The following is a 22,531-nucleotide window of genomic DNA, read 5'->3' on the forward strand; positions in this document are numbered from 1 at the left end:
CATGATTGATTTTATTTGGAACCTAACCTCGTTTGTGGTTGCCTTAGGCATTTTAGTTACCGTTCATGAATACGGTCACTTTTGGGTTGCGAGAAAAAATGGCGTTAAAGTAGAACGCTTTTCTGTTGGTTTTGGTAAGGCTATTTATAAACGAACAGCTAAAGACGGCACAGAGTACGTTTTGGCGATGATACCGCTTGGCGGCTATGTCAAAATGTTGGATGAACGTGTTGATGATGTACTTCCCGAAGATAAAGATAAAACCTTTAATAGTAAAAGCGTATACCAACGTATTGCTATTGTAGCTGCGGGGCCAATGGCTAATTTTATTTTTGCTTTGTTTGCATTATATCTTATGTTTTTGATTGGTGTGCCTAGTGTAAGACCTGTTATTGGCCATGTTGAAGTGAACTCCATAGCGAGTAAAGCGGGTCTGCCTAATAATACCGAGATAGTCAGTATCGGTGGTAATAAAACACGTGATTGGCAAGAGGTAAATCTTTCCCTTATAGGTGAAATTGGTAATGAAAAAATTGAAGTTAAAACAAAAGATGGTGACAATCTTTATATTGCTACGTCAGTTTTAGATACCCGTGATTGGAATTTTTCACCTGATAAAGTTTCTGCCTTAACAAGTTTAGGTATCACGCCTTTTAGACCTAACGTACATAATGAATTATCAGCAGTGGCTGAAGATAGCCCTGCAGCATTAGCAGGTTTAAAAGTTGGCGATAAACTTGTCGCGGTTAAAGGAAAGCCTCTTGATACTTGGCTTGATTTTGCGAAAGAAATAAAGTTATACCCGTTGCAGGAAGTATTAATTACCATTAATCGTGATGGGAATGTAATGTCGTTACCCATTACACCAAGCAGTATTGAACAAAGTGGCAAAACAGTCGGTTATATTGGTGTAGCACCTAAAGCTGATGCTTGGCCTGAATCACAACTTATAGAGTTGAGTTACGGTCCACTTGATGCCTTAATGGAAAGTGCTGAGCGAACTTGGAATCTAACAAGTTTAACTTTTAGTATGATTGGTAAATTAATTACTGGTGATGTTTCAGTTAAAAATTTAAGTGGGCCTATTGGTATTGCGCAAGGAGCAGGCAGTAGTGCAGGGCACGGATTTGTATATTTTCTAGGCTTTTTAGCCTTAATAAGTATTAATTTGGGAATAATTAACCTTTTACCGCTTCCAGTACTTGATGGCGGACACTTACTCTATTATCTTATAGAGCTTTTTACTGGAAAAGAAGTACCCGAGAAAATACAAGAAAGTGGTTTTAAGTTTGGCGCATTAGCCTTGTTAACGTTAATGGCAATCGGTTTATTCAATGACTTTAGTCGAGTATTAGGCTAATTCAGATAACGATTATCTCGGCATATTTCGAGTTGCGAAACAAACTAGGCATTAAGTCCTAAATATAAATGTATATACATTTATATTTAGTGAATAGGTTTAACGCTGTGATTTTTGAAAATAGTAACAGTGCCAGCAGAGCGTAGGTTGAGTGTTAGTGTCGAGTGTTAGTTTAGTTAAGACGTTTAGAGAGTGTCGCTAACAGTTTTTATAAAAAGAAGTAACGAAGTTTATAATTTATGATCATGAGAAATCTAACCTTTTCCCTTTTATTAGGCGTATTAGGCACAACAGCGCAAACGGTTCAAGCTGCTCAAGCAGTACAAGCGTCTGAACAAAGCTTCCAAGTTGAAGATATCGAAGTAAAAGGGCTGCAACGTGTGGCACTAGGTGCGGTATTAACACACATACCATTTAACGTTGGTGACAATGTTAATGATTTCCGTATTTCCCAATCTATCAAAACACTTTATAAATCTGGCCACTTTAATGGCATTAGAGTATATCGCGATGGCAACCGTTTAGTTTACCGCGTCCGTGAGCGTGAAACCATTAGTGAAGTCACTTTTGATGGTAACAAAGATCTTAAAGATGAACAGTTAACTGAAAGCCTTGATAACAGTGATATTCGCGTAGGCGAAACCCTTGATCGTACAGTTATTTCAGGCATCGAAATGGGCTTAGAGAATTTTTATCACAGTGTTGGTAAATACAACGCCAAAGTTACCGCAAAAATCACCCATTTACCAAGAAACCGAGTCAATATTGAATTTGTTTTTATTGAAGGTGATTCTGCCGCTATCAAGCAGATAAACATCGTTGGTAATGAAGTTTTCACCGATGCTGAGTTATTAGAAAAAATTGAACTGACCTACGATTCGCCATGGTGGGATTTTATGGCGGCAGATAGGTATCAAAAACAAACATTAGAAGGTGATAGAGAAACTATTAATAGTTATTACCTTAACCGTGGCTATTTACGTTTCAAAGTAGATTCAACGCAAGTGTCAATGACCCCAGATAAAGAAGCAGTTTATATCGCGTTAAATGTTACAGAAGGTGATACTTACCGCATTAGTGAAGTTGACTTTATTGGTGAAATGGCAGGTTTTGAAAACACTATCCGTGCTATTAATCCATTACAAGCGAATGAATTATATAATGGTGCTGAGGTTACTTATACTGAAGAAGTGATCAGTAAATTTTTAGGTCGATATGGTTATGCTTATCCAAAAGTAACAACAATCCCCGATATTGATGACGAAAATAAAACCGTTAAACTTTCAATTTCAATCGACCCTGGTAAGCGTGTTTATGTAAATCGCATCAATATCGTTGGTAACCATGTTACTGAAGATCAGGTTTATCGTCGTGAAATGAGACAAATGGAAGGGGCTTGGTTATCTAACTCGGTTGTTGAATCGTCAAAAGCATGGTTAATGCGTTTACCTTATTTAGAAAGTGTTGAATTTGAAACCAAACAAATTGAAGGTGAAGATGATTTAGTTAATGTTGACTTTACGGTTAAAGAACAACCATCTGGTCAATTTACTGCGGGTGTTGGTTATGGCTCACAAACAAAATTAAGTTTAAATGCAGGTGTTCAACAAAATAACTTTTTAGGGACGGGTAATCAGTTAGGTTTTAGTCTTGCTAAAAACTATTATCAAAAAAGTGCAACAATTTCATATACTGACCCTTACTTTACCGTTGACGCTGTATCGTTAGGCGGGCAAGTTTATTATAAAGATTATGATGCAGGTAATGCTAACTTAGTTGAGTACAATAACAAAACCTTTGGTGTTGGCCTTAACTGGGGTTTCCCTGTTAACGAATACCTACGTTTAAATTTTGGTGTTGGCTGGAAGTACAATAAAATTGGACAATTACGTCCATATGAGCAGATTCAGACATTTTATGATATTTATGCTGATCCTAACGATCCTGATGGAGCATTAACGTTTAAAACTTTTGATTTAAATATTGGTTTGTCGCGTAGTACATTAAACCGAGGCACTTTCCCGTCAGATGGTTCGTCACAACGACTTGATGCTAAAGTAACTACACCAAAGTCTGACCTGCAATACTTTAAGTTAAATTACAACGCAAAATTTTATTTTCCATTAAGCAGAAGTCAAAAGTGGAGCTTATTAACTCGCTTACAACTAGGTTATGCCAATGGTTATGGGCAAATTGATGGTAATGATCAATTACTACCTTTTTGGGAAAACTTCAGTGCTGGTGGTGCCGATACATTACGTGGTTTTGAAAACAATACCATTGGACCAAGAGCTATCTACGCCACTCCACAGACTATACCTGGGGGCTGTTGTTTAGGGCCAGAATATGATTCACTTAATGTTTCATTAAGCTCGGTTGGTGGTAATGCAATGGCATTGGCGGGTATAGAGTTAATTGTGCCTACACCATTTTTAGATGAAAGTTTCTCTAATAGCGTTCGTACTAGTATATTTTGGGATGCTGGTAACGTATGGGATACTGAATTTAATTTAGAAAACTATGAAGATTTATCTCCATATGAATATGATAAGTTACAAGATTATTCAGATGGTTTGCGTTTTAGAAGTTCTGCAGGTATTTCCATCCAGTGGTTATCACCAATGGGGCCAATGATATTTAGTTTTGCTAAATCAATTAGAGAAGAGCCAGGTGATGACTTATCCTTCTTTAGTTTTAATATAGGGCAAACTTTTTAAAGAATTTAAATAAAAGTGTAGATACACCTTTTAAATATATATTTTTATCCGCATATATCTTAAGAAGTAAGTTTTTATGCGGAAATAATTTAATCTTGTTATATTAATTCACTTGAAGCAAACTCACTTAAAGAATTAAGTTTGTTAACAAGACACAGATAAAAAACAATCAATCAAATTTAGGGGAACAACGTTGAAAAAAGTTATTAAAACTATGGTAATGGGCGTAGCAGCTACAGGTATGTTATTAGCAAGTTCAGCAATGGCGGCAGATCAAAAAATTGGTGTTGTAAACTTTCAAGAAGTTATGCAAAAAATACCGCAAACAGCAGCGTTAATGCAAAGCTTAGAAAGTGAATTTAAAGATGAAAAAGCGCTTATTACCCAACTTGAAAAAGATATTAAGTACTACACAGAAAAGCTACAACGTGACGGCTCTTTAATGAGCGCGAAGGAAAAAGAAGAACTTGAAACAACGGTTCAATCTTTATATCAAGACTATCAAGTTAAAGGCAAAGCATTACAGCAAAAAGCCACTGAACGTCAAAACCAAGAAACTAATAAAATTATTGCTGTAGTTCGCCAAGCAGTTGATAGTATCGCTGTTAAAGAAGGTTATGATTTAGTATTAGCACAACAAGGTGTTATCTACTCTAAACCAGATTCAAGCATTACAGAGCTTGTTGTTGAGCAAGTAAGTAAAATTAAGTAACGCTTAATACTATTAATTAATGTTTAACATAACGTTGATAATTAATGTAAATAACTTACGTTAAACATTAACTAAAACTTGCCCAAATTATTGCTGCAGAGATACTACGTATGACACTTACACTAGCTGAGATAGCTAAAAAATTAGATGCCGATCTGATTATTCCATCGCACCTTGATGCTTCTTCAGCGCAATCTTGTCATATTAGTAGCTTAGCTACATTAGCTAAAGCATCAGCAGGGCAAGTAGCATTTTTAGCAAACAGTAAATATCAGCAACAATTAAGCAGTACGCAAGCGACTGCCGTTATTATTTCGCCTGATATGGTAGAATTTTGTCCGGTCATTGCCCTTGTAATGAATAATCCGTATATGGGCTATGCTATTTTAGCTAGCTTATTAGACACTACACCTAAAGTTGCGAATGGAATTCACCCTAGTGCCGTAATCGCTGAAGATGTTACCTTTGGTGATAACGTCAGTATTGGCGCCAATGCGGTAATTGAGACAGGGGTAAAACTAAGCGATAATGTTAGCGTTGGCGCAGGTTGCTTTATTGGTAAAAATGCTATTATTGGTGAATCGACAACACTTTGGGCAAATATATCTATCTATCACAATGTCGAAATTGGTCATCATTGCCTAATTCAAGCAAATACTGTCATTGGCTCAGACGGTTTTGGTTATGCACCTGTTAAAGGTCAATACAAATGGCATAAAATACCACAGCTTGGCAGCGTCATTATTGGTAATCATGTTGAAATAGGTGCTAGTACGACAATTGATCGCGGCGCGCTAGATAATACCGAAATACATGATGGGGTTATTTTGGATAATCAAATCCAAATCGCGCATAACGTTGTTGTTGGTGAAAATACCGCTATTGCTGGTTGCACTGTTGTTGCTGGTAGTACCGTTATAGGTAAAAACTGTACTATTGCTGGCTTAGTTGGTATTAACGGTCATATTAATATTGCCGACAACTGTGTATTTACAGGCATGTCAATGGTCACTAAAAACATAACCGATGCGGGAGTATACTCTTCAGGTATGCCGGTTGTATCAAATAAAGAATGGAATAAAAATAACGCTAGAGTTAAGCGCTTAGAAAGTTTAATAAATCGAGTTAAAGAGTTAGAAAAATTAGTTTTGAAAAACTAGCTATTCCCCCCGCCAATGCGTAAAATACGGCAAAGTATTTAGTGTCGTCTTTTATATCGCAGCTATATAGTAACTATATCGCAATTGTAACTATATGGTAACTGTGCCTTTATCAAGGCAGAAAGATGACTATTACAGCAAACTATTAATAAAACAATTAGTTTATTACACTAACTGTTCTAGCGTTGAACTAGCCAAAAAGGAATATTCATTTGGAAACTGTTAAAAAACCAATCGATCTTAATGAAATTAAAACACTTATACCTCATAGATACCCTATGTTATTAGTTGACAGAGTGTTGGATCATGAACCTGGTAAGTCATTACATGCTATTAAAAATGTAACTATAAATGAACCTATTTTTACGGGGCATTTTCCTGAGTTAGCTATTTTTCCTGGCGTTTTAATTTTAGAAGCTTTAGCTCAAGCTACTGGTATTCTTGGTTTTAAAAGTACAGAAGGTCGTGACGAAAACGAAATGTATCTTTTTGCTTCGATCGATAACGCTAAATTTAAAAAGCCAGTGATTCCTGGTGATACTATGCACCTTCATGTTGAGTTCATTAAAGAACGTAGAGGCATGTGGAAATTTTATGGTGAAGCTATTGTTGATGGTAAAGTGGTATGTAGTGCAGATCTTATGTGTGCTCGTAGAGCCTTATAAATTTCATTTACACTAAACCTTATTCGTCGATTACCTATTAATTATTACCTATTAGAAGATTTTACTTATGATTCATCCTCAAGCTATTATTGAACCTGGTGCTGTTATTGGCAAAAACGTATCAATAGGTCCGTGGACACACATTGCTAGTAATGTTGTTATTGGAGATGACTGTGAAATTAAATCACATGTGGTCATTAATGGTCCTACACGTATTGGTAAAGGCAACAAAATATTCCAATTCGCCAGTATCGGTGAAGATTGTCAAGATCTGAAGTATGCAGGTGAGCTGACAGAGTTGGTGATTGGTGATAACAACACGTTTAGAGAGTCTTGTACTGTTCATCGCGGAACTATTCAGGATAACAGCCTTACCCAAATAGGAAGTAATAACTTATTTATGGCTTATACCCATGTAGCCCATGATTGTATGGTTGGAAGTCATTGTGTCTTTGCTAATAACGCTTCAATTGCAGGACATGTTCATGTCGGTGATCATGCCATTATTGGCGGTATGGTTGGCGTTCATCAATTTTGTCATATTGGTGCGCACAGCTTCATTGCAGGTAATGCTTTAATATTAAAAGATGTACCCGCATACGTTATGGCTTCAGGACAACCGGCAAAACCATTTGGCTTGAACAGCGAAGGTTTGAAACGCCGCGGCTTTGATAAAGAAACTATTTTATCAATTAAACGTGCTTATAAATCTGTCTATCGCCAAGGATTATCGGTAGAAGAAGCTTTACAGGCTATCACTGAAATGCCTGTACAATCAGCTGAATTAGAAATATTTAGTAATTCAATCAAAGAATCTAATCGTGGTATTATTCGTTAATATTACTGAATAATATTAACTAATATTAACTAATATTACCGTGTCGTTAATACTTATATTAAGTGGTTATTTTGCTATTAGCTTAATATAAGTACTTCAACTTTAAGTACTTTAACACTTATGACTGCTCAAACTCCAAGTGAGATCCCGCAAACCGTATTCGCCATTGTTGTTGGTGAACATTCAGGCGATACCCTAGGTGCAGGTTTAATTACCGCATTACGACTAACACATCCTGGTGCAAAGTTTATTGGTATGGGCGGTCCTAAAATGCAAGCATTAGGTTTTGAGAACCTTTTTGCTATGGACGAGCTCTCGGTCATGGGACTTGTTGAAGTACTTGGTCGGATCAGACGTTTACTCTATGTTCGTAAAACCTTAGTAGAATATTTTGAGAGTCATAAACCAGACATACTTATTGGTATAGACGCGCCTGATTTTAATATCGGTTTAGAATTAAAGCTTAAAGAAAAGGGCATTAAAACTGTTCATTACGTAAGTCCCTCAGTTTGGGCTTGGCGTGAAAAACGTATCTTTAAAATAGCCAAAGCAACCGATATGGTGTTAGCGTTATTGCCTTTCGAAAAGGCTTTTTATGATAAGCATAAGGTACCTTGTACTTTTGTTGGTCATCCTCTTGCTGATGATATTCCGATGGAAAGTGACAAAGCCTTAGCAAGAAATAATTTAGGTTTACCTCAAGGCAAAAAAATTCTAGCGCTTATGCCTGGTAGTCGCGGCGGAGAATTATCACGTCTACTTAAAGATTTTTTTACAAGTGCTCAACAGCTACTAGCACAAGACCGTGAGTTAGTGCTTGTCGCACCGATGATCAGCGAGAAAAGAGTTGAACAGTTTAACGCTCTTAAAGCAGAGCTTGCGCCTGATTTACCAGTACAAGTTATTTTGAATAAAACACAAGCGGTAATGACAGCGAGTGACTGTTTGTTAATGGCATCTGGAACTGTTACTTTAGAGGCGGCTTTAATCAAACGACCTATGGTTATTTGTTATAAATTTAGCCCGATCACCTTTTTTCTTGGGCGACGCTTTGTTAAATTAAAATGGTTTTCACTGCCTAATTTACTCACGAATAAAACCTTAGTACCTGAGTTATTACAAACTGAAGTTTGCCCTGAAAATATTGTGCCATTAGTTAAAGAGCGCTTATACCAAGATCAAAGCCAACTCAATGCAAGTTACACCGCAATACATCAACAACTTAAATGTGACGCCAGTAAACAAGCCGCTAAAGCCGTGCTAAATGTACTTGAAAAAAATGATTAACTATCATGTGACAATGATACTTTAAGCGGTAAGTTTATACCGACAAATAAGTTCAGTGTCGCTCAGCAGTAGTATAAACTTAAGCGGTGTAAAACAGACACAAACTACAGATAAAAGACACATAAAGCATAAATAAACGGCGTATAAATTCTATGGCAGCTAAACCAACTTTTCCAGATTTTGAATATCCCATCGCTTATTGCATTGCGGGAGTTGATGAAGTGGGGCGCGGACCTTTAGTTGGTGATGTAGTTACCGCCGCAGTTATTTTAGATCCCGATAATCCTATTGCAGGTTTGATGGATTCAAAAAAGTTATCTGAAAAAAAACGTGCTTTATTGTCTGTTGAAATCAAAGAAAAAGCCATCGCTTGGTCTATCGGTCGAGCTAATCCACAAGAAATTGACACGTTAAATATATTACATGCCACCATGCTTGCTATGCAACGCGCTGTTGAAGGTTTGTCTGTAGAGCCAGACTTTGTCTTGGTAGATGGTAACCGCAGTCCTACTTTTTTAGTTCATGGTATTAGCAATCATACTCACCACGAAGAAAATAGCACAAAGATACCAAGTCAGGCTGTAGTAAAAGGTGATGCGCGTGTTGCTGAAATTAGTGCGGCATCTATTATTGCTAAAGTTGCTCGTGATGATGAAATGATAGCTCTTGATAAACTTCATCCAGAATACGGTTTTGCTAAGCATAAAGGTTATCCGACTAAGCTCCATTTAGAAAAAATTATTGAGCACGGTGTGTTAGATTGTTATCGACAAAGTTTTAAACCTGTAGCCCGCGTTTTAGGCACATACCATGAGTAATAATATGACTGAAGACGTTATTGTTGAACAAGAAAAAGTCTTTATTCCCCCTAAATTTATCCATTTAAGAGTACATAGTGATTACTCTATGTGTGATGGGTTAAAAAAAGTAAAACCTATCATAGCAAAAGCGGCAGAATTAAATATGCCCGCTTTGGCGCTTACCGATCAAACTAACCTTTGCGGCTTAGTTAAATATTATCATGCCGCACATGGCGCGGGCATAAAGCCTATTATCGGCTGTGATTTTTGGGTTAAGAGTGATGAATTAGAAAATGAGCTTTCACGCATTGTCGTGTTAACTACTAATAACGCTGGTTATAAAAATATCACCGAGCTTATTTCAAAAGCGTACCTTCGTGGGCATATCCAAAATAAAGCCGTTATAGATAAATCATGGTTGGTTGACTATAAAGAAGGGCTCATTATACTTTCTGGTGGCAGGGAAGGTGATATAGGTAAAGCTTTATTAAAAGGTAATACACCACTTGTAACCGAAATGGTTAGTTTTTACCAACAACATTTTGACCGTTGTTTTTTCCTTGAGTTAATCAGAACCGGCCGAAATGACGAAGAAAATTATATTCATTTAGCCATAGAGCTTGCTGAGAAACATGGCTTGCCTGTTGTTGCTACCAATGAGGTAATGTTTCTTTCGCCCGATGACTTTGATGCCCACGAAATTCGTGTTGCCATTCATGACGGTTACACATTAGATGATAAACGTCGACCTAGAAAGTATAGCGCTGAGCAATACTTACGCTCTGAAGAGGAAATGTGTGAGCTTTTCAGTGACATTCCTGAAGCGTTAGCTAACAGTGTTGAAATAGCTAAACGTTGCAATGTTACAGTTACCCTTGGTGAATATGTATTACCGGATTTTCCAACCGAAGGTTTGGAAATCAATGACTATTTTATCAAAGTATCTGAAAAAGGTTTAGAAAAACGTCTCGATCAATTGTTTGATCGAAATGCTGAAAACTTTGCTGAAATTCGAGCACCGTACGATGAACGTCTAAAAGTCGAATTAGAAGTTGTTAACAACATGGGCTTCCCTGGTTACTTCTTGATCGTAATGGAGTTCATCCAATGGAGTAAAGACAATAATATTCCTGTAGGCCCTGGGCGTGGTTCAGGTGCGGGCTCATTAGTTGCTTATGCGCTTGATATAACCGACTTAGATCCGCTGGAGTACGATTTACTTTTTGAACGTTTCTTAAACCCTGAACGTGTTTCCATGCCCGATTTTGATATCGATTTTTGTATGGATAGACGTGATGAAGTAATCGATCACGTTGCCGAATTATATGGTCGTGACGCGGTATCGCAAATCATTACTTTTGGTACTATGGCTGCAAAAGCTGTAATTCGCGATGTTGGCCGTGTGCTTGGTCATCCTTATGGCTTTGTTGACAGAATTTCAAAACTTATTCCGCCAACTCCTGGTATGACTTTAGCTAAAGCGTTTGAAGAAGAGCCAAAATTATCTGAAGTTTATGCGCAAGATAGCGACGTAAAAGATTTAATTGATATGTGTCGTATTCTTGAAGGTACAACACGAAATGCGGGTAAACATGCTGGTGGTGTTGTTATATCACCAACGACTATTACTGATTTTGCTCCTCTTTATTGTGATGATGAAGGAAAAAACCCGGTAACACAATTTGATAAAAATGATGTAGAAGATGCAGGTCTAGTTAAATTCGATTTCTTAGGGCTGCGTACCTTAACTATTTTGCAGTGGGCTATTGAAATGGCCGATGCTAAATTGTTAAAAGCGGGCAAAGAGCCAATCGATATTACTAAAATCAACTTAGAAGACCCAGCCAGTTTTAAATTGTTACTTGCCTCAAAAACAACCGCGGTATTCCAATTAGAATCAAGCGGTATGAAATCGCTGATTGAAAAACTTAAACCCGATTGCTTCGAAGATATCATCGCACTGGTAGCCTTATTTAGACCAGGGCCATTACAATCAGGCATGGTTGATAACTTCATTGAGCGTAAACATGGTCGTGAAGCCATTAGTTACCCTGATGAAACGTGGCAACATATTGATTTAAAACCAGTACTTGAACCTACTTACGGCATTATTTTATACCAAGAACAAGTAATGCAAATTGCCCAAGTACTTGCTGGTTACTCGCTTGGTGGCGCTGATATGCTTCGCCGTGCAATGGGTAAGAAAAAGCCTGAAGAAATGGCTAAGCAGCGTGCTGGTTTTGAGCAAGGTGCAAAAGATCGTGGTGTTGATGGCGAGCTTGCCATCAAAATATTCGATTTAGTTGAAAAATTCGCGGGCTATGGTTTTAACAAATCTCACTCTGCTGCTTACGCACTTGTATCGTATCAAACGTTATGGATGAAAACCCATTTTCCGGCGCCATTTATGGCTGCGGTAATGTCTGCTGATATGGACAATACCGAGAAAATTGTTACCCTCGTTGATGAGTGTGGCAATATGGAAATTGACTTATTACCGCCTGATGTTAATGCCGGACAGTATAAGTTTACGGTTAATGATGATAATCAAATTGTATATGGTATCGGGGCTGTTAAAGGGGTTGGTGAAGGCCCTATTGAAGCTATTATTGCAGCGCGATTATCGGGCGGCCCGTTTACCGATTTATTTGACTTTTGTGCTCGCCTTGATCTTAAAAAGACCAATAAACGCGTATTAGAAAAGTTAATCAAATCAGGTGCCATGGATGCACTAGGTCCTAATTTTGAAAAAGGTGTGGCTAAAAATCAAGGTGCTAACAGAGCGGCGCTTTTTGAAACCTTACCTGAGGCGATAAAAGCGGCTGAACAGCATGCTAAAGCAGAATCTTTAGGTCAAAATGATTTATTTGGCTTAATTAATGATGAGCAAACTGATTCACGACAAAGTTTTAAAGTTGTTAAACCTTGGGCAGAAGAAGTTTGGCTTGATGGTGAAAAAGAAACGTTAGGACTCTATTTAACAGGTCATCCAATAAATCGTTATCTAACCGAAATAAAAAAATACTCCTCAAATCGATTAGTATCGATGCAACCAACAGGACGAGACAGACAAGCTGTCGCTGTTGGGTTAGTTATTGGTGTACGCGTACTTGTTAATAAACGCGGACGGCGCTGGGCTTTAGTTACCTTAGATGATAAAAGCGCGCGTATGGATATTCGCTTATTCCCAGACGATTATGATCGCTTTGCTGAGCTGCTAGTAACCGATGCCATTTTAGTTTGTAGTGGACAAGTCAGTTTTGATGATTATTCTGGTGGTAATACGATGACCGCTCGGGATATAATGACTATTACAGATGCGCGAGAAAATTATCTTAGCTCTATCGATATTCAAGTGAATAGCAGTTTAATTAATGATAATTTCATTGACCAATTTACTCAGGTATTAACGCCTTTTAAAGAGGGTACCTGTCCGGTAAGAGTCTTTTATCAGCGCGAAGAAGCTCAGGCTACGCTTGAGTTAGGCGTACAATGGCGAGTAACGCCGGCCGATACGCTATTATACGAATTAAAAACATTACTTGGCGAAGAACATGTCGCTATGGAATTTAAATAATACAAGTTAGCGGTATTATTTTTGATTTTCTTTGATTATCTTTTAATTAAGATATTAATAGTTAAGATATTGATGAGAATTTTACGTTAAGTTGTAAATACTATTTTAAAAAATTAACTAGATTTATTAGGTAAAAATAAACATGTCATTAAACTTTTTAGATTTCGAACAGCCAATTGCTGAACTTGATGCAAAAATTGAAGAGCTTCAGTTAGTTAATAACGGTCAAGAGCTTGATCTCGATATAGAAGAGCAAATCACGCAATTACGTGAAAAAAATAAAGAGCAAACCAAGAAAATATTTTCCAATTTAGATCCTTGGCAAACCGCGCGTGTAGCACGTCATCCACAGCGTCCTTATACACTTGATTATATTTCACGTGTTTTTACTGAATTTGATGAGTTAGCAGGTGATCGCGCCTATGCTGATGATAGCGCTATTGTTGGCGGTACTGCGCGTTTAGACGGCAGACCAGTAATGGTTATTGGTCATCAAAAAGGTCGTTCAACGGCTGAAAAGGTTAAACGCAATTTTGGTATGCCGCGTCCAGAGGGTTACCGTAAAGCGCTGCGTTTAATGGAAATGGCAGAACGTTTTAATATGCCAATCATTACTTTTATCGACACCCCTGGTGCTTACCCTGGTGTTGGTGCTGAAGAGCGTGGTCAAAGTGAAGCTATTGCTCGCAACTTAAAAGTGATGGCGCGTTTAACGGTTCCTATTGTTTGTACAGTAATAGGTGAAGGTGGCTCTGGTGGTGCTTTAGCCATTGGTGTAGGCGACAGAGTTAACATGTTAAAATATGCAACCTACTCGGTAATTTCACCAGAAGGTTGTGCATCTATATTATGGAAAACCGCTGAAAAGGCTTCAACGGCAGCGGCTGCTATGGGTATTACTGCACAGCGTATTAAAGAGTTAGACTTAATTAACGGTATTGTAGAAGAGCCATTAGGTGGCGCGCATCGTGATATGGATCTTATGGGTGCTTATCTTAAACAAGCAATTAAACAAGATTTAGCCGACCTTGAGGGTTTGAGCAAAGAAGAGCTCATTGAGCAACGTTACGACAGATTAATGTCATTTGGTTACTGTTAAGTAATCTTCGCTAAAGTGTGCAGTTAAGTACGCTTTAGTAGCCTTTACAAGCGGAATATTGTCGATAACCTCATTGCATAATAATGAGTTATCGACATTTTTGTATGGATAAACTTACCTCCACACTACTAAAAAAACTCAAACCTCTTTTCCATACTTATGGAAATATTGAGTTGATTATTGCCTACAGTGGCGGTGTCGACTCGCAAGTGCTTTTACACGCTCTGGTGCAATTAAAACAGCAACAACTTATCCGTAATGAAATTACCGTTTGTCATGTTAATCATGGTTTGAGTAATAATGCGGAAGTTTGGCAAAATTTTGCAGTGAAAGCCTGTGAAAAATACGCGGTAAAACTGATTGTCAAAGCTGTGAATGTTCAAGCACAGGCGCAACAATCATTAGAAGCATTAGCTCGCGATGCTCGGTATGATGCACTTAAGTCATTAACAGATAAACCTGCGATAATATTAACAGGGCACCATAGTGACGATCAAAGTGAAACCTTTCTATTAGCACTCAAACGTGGCTCTGGTTTAAAGGGGTTGTCAGCAATGTTGGCTCAAACTAATCTTGCTCAACATTTATTAGTGCGACCTCTGCTTGATACATCTCGCCAAGAAATTGAACATTACGCTAAAGCTAATGGATTAAACTGGGTAGAAGATGAATCGAATAGCGATATCAGCTTTGACCGAAACTTTATTAGACAAAGCATCATGCCGCTTTTACGTAAACGATGGCCAAGTATTAATACTACTATTAACCGCAGTGCAGAGCATTGTTTGGCAGGACAAGAATTGTTAGATGAGCTTGCTGAACAAGATTTACAACAATGTAAGGCAAGTTTAGACAGCTTACGGATTGATGAGTTAAAAGCTTTATCAACAGCGCGCTTTAATAATCTGCTTCGATATTTTATGGCGCAACATCCAAGTTATCATTGCTTGATGCCAAATACTGAGCAAATTAATCAGGTACGTATGCAGCTTGAAGCTAGTAATGATAAAACACCTGAAGTTAAGGTTGGCTCTCATTTTTTTAGACGTTTTAAAAATGCGCTTTATCTAACGCCTACTTATAGCGATTTAAGTAGTTGGCAAATAGAGTTTGATCTATTTAAACTATTAACGCTTATTCAGTCAGAGCAGTCAGAGAAAACAACGAATCTAGAGCTATTAACACAGCCAGACGCGCATAAACATGTTTGTCAGGTTACTTTACCTGATCATTTAGGTAAGGTAATTTTTACAGCTAAAAATATTACTGCTACTGCTACTGCTAATGTTGTTATTAACGTTCAGCATGAAAGAGCGGATGTTGAAAAGCTAATGCCAAATATTTTATTACCTAATACAGGGCAACAAGTGAGTATTAGTTTTGGTCATAACAACCCTAAATGTTTACCTCACTTTAGACAACACTCACGCAGTGTAAAAAAAGTACTTCAAGAGCTAACAATACCTCCTTGGCAGCGTAAGCGTATTGCATTTTTATATTATGACAACGTGTTAGTTTCTGCTTTAGGGTACTTTGTATGTAAGCCTTTTATCGCGAGTAATAATCAACCTTCGTTGTCTGTTGAATTCAACGGTTAACCCCTAATTTTTATTCCCCTAGCTTATTCCTCCTTAGCTGATTCAAGTTATGCACTTATTATTTGAATCCAAGAATCATTAAAAATCAATATTTTATAGAAAGTTGAGGCGATATTAAGAGCACAAGCGTATAATATCGCTACTTATATGATTTAACTCATCATATTAGTGATTATTATAATCACCTATTATTTAATATGATGAGTTAAGATATTTACTACCTTAATGGAATTAATTATGGCGACTGAACAAGCTTTAAAAAACCGCAGTAATAACACTTGTGAACTTTGCACTAGCGCTGAAAATTTAACGGTATATCCAGTGCCTCCAACCAGTGACTTAAGTGCTCAGCAATCTATTTATATATGTCAAAACTGTTTATCTCAAATAGAAGGACAAGATTCACTAGATGTTAATCATTGGCGTTGTTTAAATGACAGTATGTGGAGCCAAGAGCCAGCTGTACAGGTTATGTCTTATCGTATGCTACATAAACTTTCGAGTGAAAGTTGGGCACAAGATGCACTAGATATGATTTACCTAGAAGATGAAGTGAAAACATGGGCCGAACAAGGCATAGCCGCAGAGCGTAGAGAAGGGCCAACTCGTGATAGTAACGGTGCTGAATTACAAGATGGCGACAATGTTACTTTGATCAAAGATTTAAAGGTTAAAGGTGCTAACTTTACAGCTAAGCAGGGCACAATGGTTCGTGGTATTAGCTTAACGGATAACCCAGAGCATATTGAAGGCAAAGTAAACGGAACGCGTATCGTGCTTGTTGCAGCGTACTTGAAAAAAGCTTAAAAATTTATCTCTATATAAAGCTCTTAACATACAAATGGTAATACAAAAAAACGCTGTGATATTCCTATCACAGCGTTTTTTATTTATATTTTCTATTTAGATGAATATAGTTAGAACAATTTTTTGTAACTATTATAGATTGTCTTTGCGATAAGCTTCACAAGCAACTTCATCTTCGCACTCACCGTATAAATATAAGCTGTGAGCTGTTAATTTTATTTTTTCGGCAACGGCGATATCTTTTTGTCTTTGTTCAATAACATCATCTTCAAACTCAACAACTTTACCGCACTTCAAACAAACTAAATGATCATGATGTGCTTTATGCGCTAATTCAAAAACTGATTTACCACCTTCAAAATGGTGGCGAGTAACAATACCAGCATCATCAAATTGGTTTAATACGCGATATACTGTTGCTAACCCTATTTCTTCATGTTGCTCTAATAATATTTTATAAACATCTTCGGCGCTGATATGTTGGTTCTGTGGCTGTTGAAGAATACTGAGGATTTTTATTCTAGGAAGGGTGATTTTTAATCCTGCACGTTTAAGTTCTTCGTTTTGTTCAGCCATACTAATTCTCTAAAGTAATTAAATTATTTGATGGCAAAATTATAGGGGGTTATAGCTAAAGAGAAAAGCTTTAGTTTATTTCTTTTTGGAAAATATTGTCTTTGTTTACAAAAGATAAAAAAAAAGCCCAATAAATGAGCTTTTAATTATACTAGTTTGAATAGTGTGTTTTTTATGTTCTTTGCTAAGTATTATTAATACGCAGTGACAGTTATATATACTTAGCCGAAAGCATTACACTAGCTCAGCTAAACACATTTCTTCGTTTAATTGAGCAACCCATTTATCAACACGCTCTTCGGTTAATTCACTTTGTCTATCTTCATCGATACATAAGCCGATAAAAGTATTTTCATCAATTAATGCTTTAGAGGCTTCAAACTCATAGCCTTCAGTTGGCCAATTTCCAACAACGATGGCGCCTTTACTTTCAACTATGTCACGTAATGGCTCCATAGCATCACAAAAATATTCTGAGTAGTCTTCTTGATCGCCTAAACCATAAATTGCTACAAGTTTATCGGCAAAATCGATTTCTTCTAGATCAGGTAAAAAATCATCCCAGTCACATTGGTTTTCACCGTAGTACCAAGTAGGTATACCTAAAATAAGTAAATCGAACTCAGCGATTTCTTCTTTAGTACTTTTGGCGATGTCTTTTACATCAACCAGTTGCTTACCTAATTTTTTCTGGATCATTTTACCAATTGCTTCAGTGTTACCTGTATCACTGCCGAAGAATAAACCTACGATTGCCATGAAAATACTACCTTAAAATTACTTAATGTGTGCCGCTAATGATTCTATTAAAAGCGATTCTATTAATTCGCTTCTACTCAATTGTTGAGCTTTAGCTAATTGTTCTAATTGTTCAAATAAGCTGTGATGAACTTTAAACTCAACACGCTTTAAACCTTTATTTTTATCTCGTTTAACTTGATTACGTTTATTGATTTTTATTTGTACACTGCGTGAATTGGGGTTCGTTTTAGGACGACCCGGTCGCTTTTCATCGCTAAATAAATCAATGGTTGTTAAATCTGCTATTTCTTTTGCCATGGTTAACCAACACCCTGACTTTCAAAAATAAACTGAATAATACCTTTAGCGATAAAGCCAGCACAACCTAAAAACAATACAAAATACACTACAAACTTGCCCATTTTAGGAATATCATTTTTATTCATTACGTCATGTATGGAGAGGCCGATAAAACCAAAGATAAAAAGAAAAAACAAGTTGAGACCGATAGCCTCTATAAGCTCTAAATGTTCTGCTAGCATAATGGTTATTTATTCTTATAGCGTCTTTACACCAAGGCCAAATTATTTTACGGCCAAAAAATTGGCGACATTATAGCATATCATCGCCGCCATACCATTAGCATTTGTCGCTAAAAAGTAATTACTCATGTCTAAAATTACTAATGGCCCACTTGGTTGTATAAATTTTGATATTTATTTATGAGTTATTAATGAAATCGGACACTATTTTATTAAAGGCGATAGTTTTTTCTGCATGCAGCCAGTGTCCTGCGCCTTGAATCACTTTTGCTTTACTATTAGGTAACAGAGCAGCAATGGTTGTTCTATGCTCTGGTAGAATATAATCGGAAGTCCCACCTTTTATAAATAATGTAGAACCTTGATATGCGCTTGTACTATTTGTGAGTTCATTGCCTTTCATTATCTGTGGATAACATGCACTAATATCGGTAAGGCTGCATTTAAACGCGAATTGTCCTTGATCGTTCAGGGCTAAATTACGTAATAAAAATTGTCGAACGCCAACACTCTCAACAAAAGGAGCTAATTGCGTATCAGCATCTTTACGTTTCGTTACTTTTGATAAGTCGATAGCTTGTAAGCCTTCGATAATTTTTAAATGATGAGCAGGGTAGTTAACAGGTGCTATGTCAGCAACAATTAGTTTAGTTACTCGTTCAGGGTGCTCTAATGCTACTTGAATTGCTATTTTTCCGCCCATGGAATGGCCTAATAAAATACAGCGTTGAATATTTAAATGATCTAATAAGTTGACAATATCTTGGGCAAGTTCAGAGTATTCCATTGATTTGGCATGAAATGAATCACCATGATTTCTAACATCGACACTCGTAACGCGGTAATGTTCAGCTAATGGTTTTGCGACCATATTCAGGTTTTCTAAAGTGCCAAATAAACCATGAATTAATACGATGTTTTCACCATTACCAATTTGTTTAAAATTAAGAAATTGAGATTGTGCTGTCATGATTTTTATTTCTATTGAGTTATGCTTGTTAATATTGTCCTGTTTTTAACGACTATTTGCAATTTAAACCCATTACCTCTGTATTAAGTGAAATAATTGGGTGAGTGATGAATTGATGTGGATAAGTGATTTTGCATAAATAAGTTCAACATAAACGCATTTACCTATATACTCTGCCGCGATATTCTACCGTGAATTATTTAAGCTAAATAATACTGTTAAGTTTTTTTTAAGTTAAAGGGTAACAATGAAAAACATCGAAATAGACGAAGAACTTTATCAATATATTGCAACCAACACTCAATTTATTGGCGAAAGTGCTTCTGCCATTTTACGTCGTTTACTAAATTTTGATTTAGCAACTGGTGCGGAAATACATGAGCTTAAAGAGCCTGAATCAATAGTTAACGAAAATGTTACGCCTGAGAATAGTGAGCCAACAACAAGTGATTTTGAAACTAAAGCAATAGATAAACAAGCGAATAAAACGACTGTTGTTAAAGTTAAGACCGACAGTCATGAAACGGTTTTTAATTTTATTAATAAAGAAGAACTAGCTATGCAACGCGGCGCTGTTGGTCGATTTTTATTAATTCTTGCTGGATTATACCGTGCTCATCCAGAGCAATTTGGTGTAGTATCTGAAATTAGTGGGCGTGATCGTTTATATTTTGCAGATAGCGAAAGCAAACTGGCTGAAAGTGGCAGTAGCACTAAGCCTCGTCAAATTCCAGAAAGTCCTTTTTGGGTTATTACCAATTCTAACACCACGCGTAAAAAGATGATGTTAACTAAAGCCGCAATTTCATTAGGCTATAGTGATGTGGATGTTGAAAAGATCCGAGAATTATTATAAATATTTAACATTGTTAACTTACAGCTTTCTAATAGCCATAGAAAAATTAGGTTCATAAGGATTTAGCTAAGTTAGTACTTTGTGAATTCGATATAAAAGGCGCTATTACTCTTAATTTAAATTAGAGTAATAGCGCCTTTTCCGTTCTATTTATATAAGTTGTGCTAGCTATCTAATTAGTTATGTAATTCGTTATGTAATGTGTTGATCGTTAAGATACTAAGGTTAAAATCCACATTGTTTACCTTGGTTTTTGTTTTTCAACCAAACATGCAAAGGCGCAAAGTAATCTAAGATAGCGCTAGCATCCATTTTCTCTTGTCCTGTTATCACTTTATAAGCTTGTTGCCATGGTTGACTGGAGCCCATGGTTAACATGTTATTAAGTGCAGTTCCTGCTATTTTGGAGTTATAAATAGAACAACGATGAATAGGATCAGTATTACCTGCTATTGCACATAACGCACGATGAAATTCAAACTGTTGAATATGCGCCAAAAAATATCGGCTATAAGGTACTCCGCCAGGAACATGATATTTAGCGCCGGGATCAAAGTCTTGCTCACTTCGCTCAATTGGAGCGGTCACGCCTTGATATTTTTCACGTAACTCCCACCAAGCACTATTATAGTCATCAGGTCCTATTTCGCCTGAATAGACTTTCCAGCGCCATTGATCAACTAACAAACCAAATGGAATGAAAGCAACTTTATCAAGCGCCTTTTTAAGTAGTAAACCAATGTCTTTAGACTGATCAGGAATAGTGTCAATTAAACCAATTTCTTTTAAGTATTTTGGTGTTACTGATAAAGCGATAGTATCGCCTATGGCTTCATGAAATCCATCATTGGCACTATTTTGAAAATATATCGGTTGATTGTTATAAGCGCGTTGATAGAAGTTATGTCCGAGTTCGTGATGAATTACGTTAAAGTCTTCGCCTGTTTTTTGGATGCACATTTTAATGCGAATATCATCTTTAGCATCAAGGCTCCATGCACTTGCGTGACAAGTTACTTCTCTATCTGCAGGTTTGGTAAATAAAGATCGACTATAAAAGGTTTCAGGCAGAGGCTCAAAGCCAAGTGAAGTGAAAAATTTTTCAGCGCCTTTAACCATATCAATTTCGCTGTAATTGTGAGCCGTTAATTGTTTGGTAATATCATAACCAGGATCGGCTTCATTAGGCGCAACTAAATCATAAATATTTCCCCAGGATTGTGCCCACATATTTCCCAGCAAATGTGCTGGAATAGGCTCGTCTAATGGAACTTTTTCGCTGCCGTAGGTTTTTGATAACTCACTACGAACGTAACAATGTAAATCATCATATAAAGGTTTTACTTGTGCCCACAATCGATCTAATTCAATTGAAAATTCATCAGCAGGCATATCATAATTTGAGCGCCACATAGCACCTAAATCTTGATAGCCTAAACCTTGTGCGCCTTCATTAGCCAATTCAGTTTGACGGGTATATAACGGTTTCATTACTGGGCTTATGGCGCGCCAGCCAATCCATATTTCTAGTAGTTCGTTATAATTACGAGAATTAGCCATTATTGTTGTCATATCGCCTAAACTCAATGTCTTGCCGTCTTTAGTGGTATAACTTCCTTTACCATAAATACTGCTAAGTTTAGCGCCTATTGACGCTAATTCAGACGACTTAACTGAGTTTTGTGGTGCAGGTAAAACTAAACTTTGCTTTAGAAAATTCAATTGTCGTCGTTGCGTAGGGTTAACGGCTACGTTATCAAAAATAGCCGCTTGCATTGCGTATTTAACTCCAGCTTCAGTTGATTTTTGTTCGGCCTGTGCAGCTAAATGTGCTGTATCTTCAGTAATGAAATTGGCATAAATCCATGCAGCGCGAGCATTTTCAATATTTAAGGCGGTTAATTCTTCGGCTGTTTTCTCTAAGAAATTTTGCGCATCACTAGCGGTTAATTGTGCTTTAACATTTACAGTGTCTTCCGATAATTTTTGTGTATCTGATACTCGTTTCGTGGTTTGGTCGCAGGCTGTAATACCAATAACGAGACTAATCGCAAACGCTAGTGTTGAGAGTTTAGTCATTGTATGAAGTTGTTTCATTTTATAATAATCATTAATGCGAATTGATATTTAAAAACAGTATATAAAATTACTCGTGTGATACAACTCTTATAAATGTGAGTTGGCTTACATAAGTGAAATAGCTAATTAAATTAATGAAGCTAGTAA

General features: G+C 36.9%; 19 protein-coding genes. 13 read left to right on the forward strand and 6 right to left on the reverse strand.

Annotation, left to right across the window (positions count from 1 at the left end; all coding sequences use genetic code 11):
• Position 1 precedes the first annotated feature (1 nt).
• From rseP to CWS31_RS09940, 12 genes are all read left to right on the forward strand, one after another.
• Positions 2 to 1,360 (forward strand): sigma E protease regulator RseP, encoded by a 1,359-nt coding sequence (gene rseP / locus CWS31_RS09885; RefSeq protein WP_101344185.1) that lies wholly within the window; start codon positions 2 to 4, stop codon positions 1,358 to 1,360.
• A gap of 245 nt (positions 1,361 to 1,605) precedes the next feature.
• Entirely contained in the window at positions 1,606 to 4,077 is a 2,472-nt protein-coding gene (gene bamA, locus CWS31_RS09890; RefSeq protein WP_484038964.1) for an outer membrane protein assembly factor BamA, read from the forward strand.
• A 193-nt stretch (positions 4,078 to 4,270) separates the two neighbouring features.
• Positions 4,271 to 4,789: an OmpH/Skp family outer membrane protein gene (locus CWS31_RS09895; RefSeq protein ID WP_101344060.1), complete on the forward strand. Its 519-nt coding sequence runs from the start codon at positions 4,271 to 4,273 to the stop codon at positions 4,787 to 4,789.
• Positions 4,790 to 4,899: 110 nt separating this feature from the next.
• Positions 4,900 to 5,949, forward strand: a complete 1,050-nt coding sequence (gene lpxD / locus CWS31_RS09900; RefSeq protein ID WP_101344059.1) for a UDP-3-O-(3-hydroxymyristoyl)glucosamine N-acyltransferase — start codon at positions 4,900 to 4,902, stop codon at positions 5,947 to 5,949.
• 212 nt (positions 5,950 to 6,161) lie between these two features.
• Positions 6,162 to 6,614, forward strand: coding sequence for a 3-hydroxyacyl-ACP dehydratase FabZ (fabZ, locus tag CWS31_RS09905; protein ID WP_101344058.1), 453 nt, complete (start codon positions 6,162 to 6,164; stop codon positions 6,612 to 6,614).
• Between the two features lie 67 nt (positions 6,615 to 6,681).
• The gene (gene lpxA / locus CWS31_RS09910) at positions 6,682 to 7,452 is read left to right on the forward strand and encodes an acyl-ACP--UDP-N-acetylglucosamine O-acyltransferase (protein WP_101344057.1); all 771 of its coding nucleotides are present in this window, start codon (positions 6,682 to 6,684) and stop codon (positions 7,450 to 7,452) included.
• Positions 7,453 to 7,572: 120 nt separating this feature from the next.
• A complete protein-coding gene (gene lpxB / locus CWS31_RS09915; RefSeq protein WP_101344056.1) occupies positions 7,573 to 8,739 on the forward strand; it encodes a lipid-A-disaccharide synthase in 1,167 nt (388 codons plus the stop codon).
• 152 nt (positions 8,740 to 8,891) lie between these two features.
• Entirely contained in the window at positions 8,892 to 9,557 is a 666-nt protein-coding gene (gene rnhB, locus CWS31_RS09920; RefSeq protein WP_101344055.1) for a ribonuclease HII, read from the forward strand.
• Complete coding sequence (gene dnaE / locus CWS31_RS09925) at positions 9,550 to 13,116, forward strand: DNA polymerase III subunit alpha (protein WP_101344054.1); 3,567 nt, start codon at positions 9,550 to 9,552, stop codon at positions 13,114 to 13,116. The genes rnhB and dnaE overlap by 8 nt, the downstream gene beginning before the upstream one ends.
• Before the next feature lie 142 nt (positions 13,117 to 13,258).
• Complete coding sequence (gene accA / locus CWS31_RS09930; RefSeq protein ID WP_101344053.1) at positions 13,259 to 14,215, forward strand: acetyl-CoA carboxylase carboxyl transferase subunit alpha; 957 nt, start codon at positions 13,259 to 13,261, stop codon at positions 14,213 to 14,215.
• A 104-nt stretch (positions 14,216 to 14,319) separates the two neighbouring features.
• Positions 14,320 to 15,813 carry a tRNA lysidine(34) synthetase TilS gene (gene tilS, locus CWS31_RS09935; protein ID WP_101344052.1) on the forward strand — a complete coding sequence of 498 codons (1,494 nt, stop codon included), beginning with the start codon at positions 14,320 to 14,322 and terminating at the stop codon, positions 15,811 to 15,813.
• 237 nt (positions 15,814 to 16,050) lie between these two features.
• On the forward strand, positions 16,051 to 16,620 hold the full coding sequence (locus CWS31_RS09940; RefSeq protein ID WP_101344051.1) for a PhnA domain-containing protein: 570 nt from the start codon (positions 16,051 to 16,053) through the stop codon (positions 16,618 to 16,620).
• 132 nt (positions 16,621 to 16,752) lie between these two features.
• Here CWS31_RS09940 and fur read toward each other — a convergent pair whose 3' ends face one another.
• The 5 genes from fur to CWS31_RS09965 all read right to left on the reverse strand — a co-directional run bounded on the left by fur (position 16,753) and on the right by CWS31_RS09965 (position 19,449).
• Positions 16,753 to 17,196: a ferric iron uptake transcriptional regulator gene (gene fur / locus CWS31_RS09945; protein ID WP_101344050.1), complete on the reverse strand. Its 444-nt coding sequence runs from the start codon at positions 17,194 to 17,196 to the stop codon at positions 16,753 to 16,755.
• A 234-nt stretch (positions 17,197 to 17,430) separates the two neighbouring features.
• Complete coding sequence (gene fldA / locus CWS31_RS09950; protein ID WP_101344049.1) at positions 17,431 to 17,955, reverse strand: flavodoxin FldA; 525 nt, start codon at positions 17,953 to 17,955, stop codon at positions 17,431 to 17,433.
• Between the two features lie 18 nt (positions 17,956 to 17,973).
• Complete coding sequence (gene ybfE, locus CWS31_RS09955; protein WP_101344048.1) at positions 17,974 to 18,255, reverse strand: LexA regulated protein; 282 nt, start codon at positions 18,253 to 18,255, stop codon at positions 17,974 to 17,976.
• 2 nt (positions 18,256 to 18,257) lie between these two features.
• A complete protein-coding gene (locus CWS31_RS09960; RefSeq protein ID WP_101344047.1) occupies positions 18,258 to 18,479 on the reverse strand; it encodes a DUF2788 domain-containing protein in 222 nt (73 codons plus the stop codon).
• A 178-nt stretch (positions 18,480 to 18,657) separates the two neighbouring features.
• Positions 18,658 to 19,449 (reverse strand): alpha/beta fold hydrolase, encoded by a 792-nt coding sequence (locus CWS31_RS09965; RefSeq protein ID WP_101344046.1) that lies wholly within the window; start codon positions 19,447 to 19,449, stop codon positions 18,658 to 18,660.
• A 247-nt stretch (positions 19,450 to 19,696) separates the two neighbouring features.
• Here CWS31_RS09965 and seqA point away from each other — a divergent pair, with 247 nt between their 5' ends.
• Entirely contained in the window at positions 19,697 to 20,305 is a 609-nt protein-coding gene (seqA, locus tag CWS31_RS09970; protein ID WP_101344045.1) for a replication initiation negative regulator SeqA, read from the forward strand.
• 225 nt (positions 20,306 to 20,530) lie between these two features.
• On the opposite strand, the gene CWS31_RS09975 is transcribed toward seqA, so the two are convergent.
• Positions 20,531 to 22,402 (reverse strand): M2 family metallopeptidase, encoded by a 1,872-nt coding sequence (locus tag CWS31_RS09975; protein ID WP_425457525.1) that lies wholly within the window; start codon positions 22,400 to 22,402, stop codon positions 20,531 to 20,533.
• Positions 22,403 to 22,531 lie beyond the last annotated feature (129 nt).

This window comes from Colwellia echini (assembly GCF_002843355.2).
GTDB classification, from domain to species: Bacteria; Pseudomonadota; Gammaproteobacteria; order Enterobacterales; family Alteromonadaceae; genus Colwellia; species Colwellia echini.

Excerpts from the sequence above, each read along its gene's own strand:
- lpxA (WP_101344057.1), top strand. The coding sequence starts at position 6,682 with ATGATTCATCCTCAAGCTATTATTGAACCTGGTGCTGTTATTGGCAAA.
- accA (WP_101344053.1), top strand. The coding sequence starts at position 13,259 with ATGTCATTAAACTTTTTAGATTTCGAACAGCCAATTGCTGAACTTGAT.
- rseP (WP_101344185.1), top strand. The coding sequence starts at position 2 with ATGATTGATTTTATTTGGAACCTAACCTCGTTTGTGGTTGCCTTAGGC.
- lpxD (WP_101344059.1), top strand. The coding sequence starts at position 4,900 with ATGACACTTACACTAGCTGAGATAGCTAAAAAATTAGATGCCGATCTG.
- rnhB (WP_101344055.1), top strand. The coding sequence starts at position 8,892 with ATGGCAGCTAAACCAACTTTTCCAGATTTTGAATATCCCATCGCTTAT.
- fur (WP_101344050.1), bottom strand. The coding sequence starts at position 17,196 with ATGGCTGAACAAAACGAAGAACTTAAACGTGCAGGATTAAAAATCACC.
- dnaE (WP_101344054.1), top strand. The coding sequence starts at position 9,550 with ATGAGTAATAATATGACTGAAGACGTTATTGTTGAACAAGAAAAAGTC.
- seqA (WP_101344045.1), top strand. The coding sequence starts at position 19,697 with ATGAAAAACATCGAAATAGACGAAGAACTTTATCAATATATTGCAACC.
- bamA (WP_484038964.1), top strand. The coding sequence starts at position 1,606 with ATGAGAAATCTAACCTTTTCCCTTTTATTAGGCGTATTAGGCACAACA.
- CWS31_RS09965 (WP_101344046.1), bottom strand. The coding sequence starts at position 19,449 with ATGACAGCACAATCTCAATTTCTTAATTTTAAACAAATTGGTAATGGT.
- CWS31_RS09960 (WP_101344047.1), bottom strand. The coding sequence starts at position 18,479 with ATGCTAGCAGAACATTTAGAGCTTATAGAGGCTATCGGTCTCAACTTG.
- CWS31_RS09975 (WP_425457525.1), bottom strand. The coding sequence starts at position 22,402 with ATGAAACAACTTCATACAATGACTAAACTCTCAACACTAGCGTTTGCG.
- tilS (WP_101344052.1), top strand. The coding sequence starts at position 14,320 with ATGGATAAACTTACCTCCACACTACTAAAAAAACTCAAACCTCTTTTC.
- lpxB (WP_101344056.1), top strand. The coding sequence starts at position 7,573 with ATGACTGCTCAAACTCCAAGTGAGATCCCGCAAACCGTATTCGCCATT.
- CWS31_RS09940 (WP_101344051.1), top strand. The coding sequence starts at position 16,051 with ATGGCGACTGAACAAGCTTTAAAAAACCGCAGTAATAACACTTGTGAA.
- ybfE (WP_101344048.1), bottom strand. The coding sequence starts at position 18,255 with ATGGCAAAAGAAATAGCAGATTTAACAACCATTGATTTATTTAGCGAT.
- fldA (WP_101344049.1), bottom strand. The coding sequence starts at position 17,955 with ATGGCAATCGTAGGTTTATTCTTCGGCAGTGATACAGGTAACACTGAA.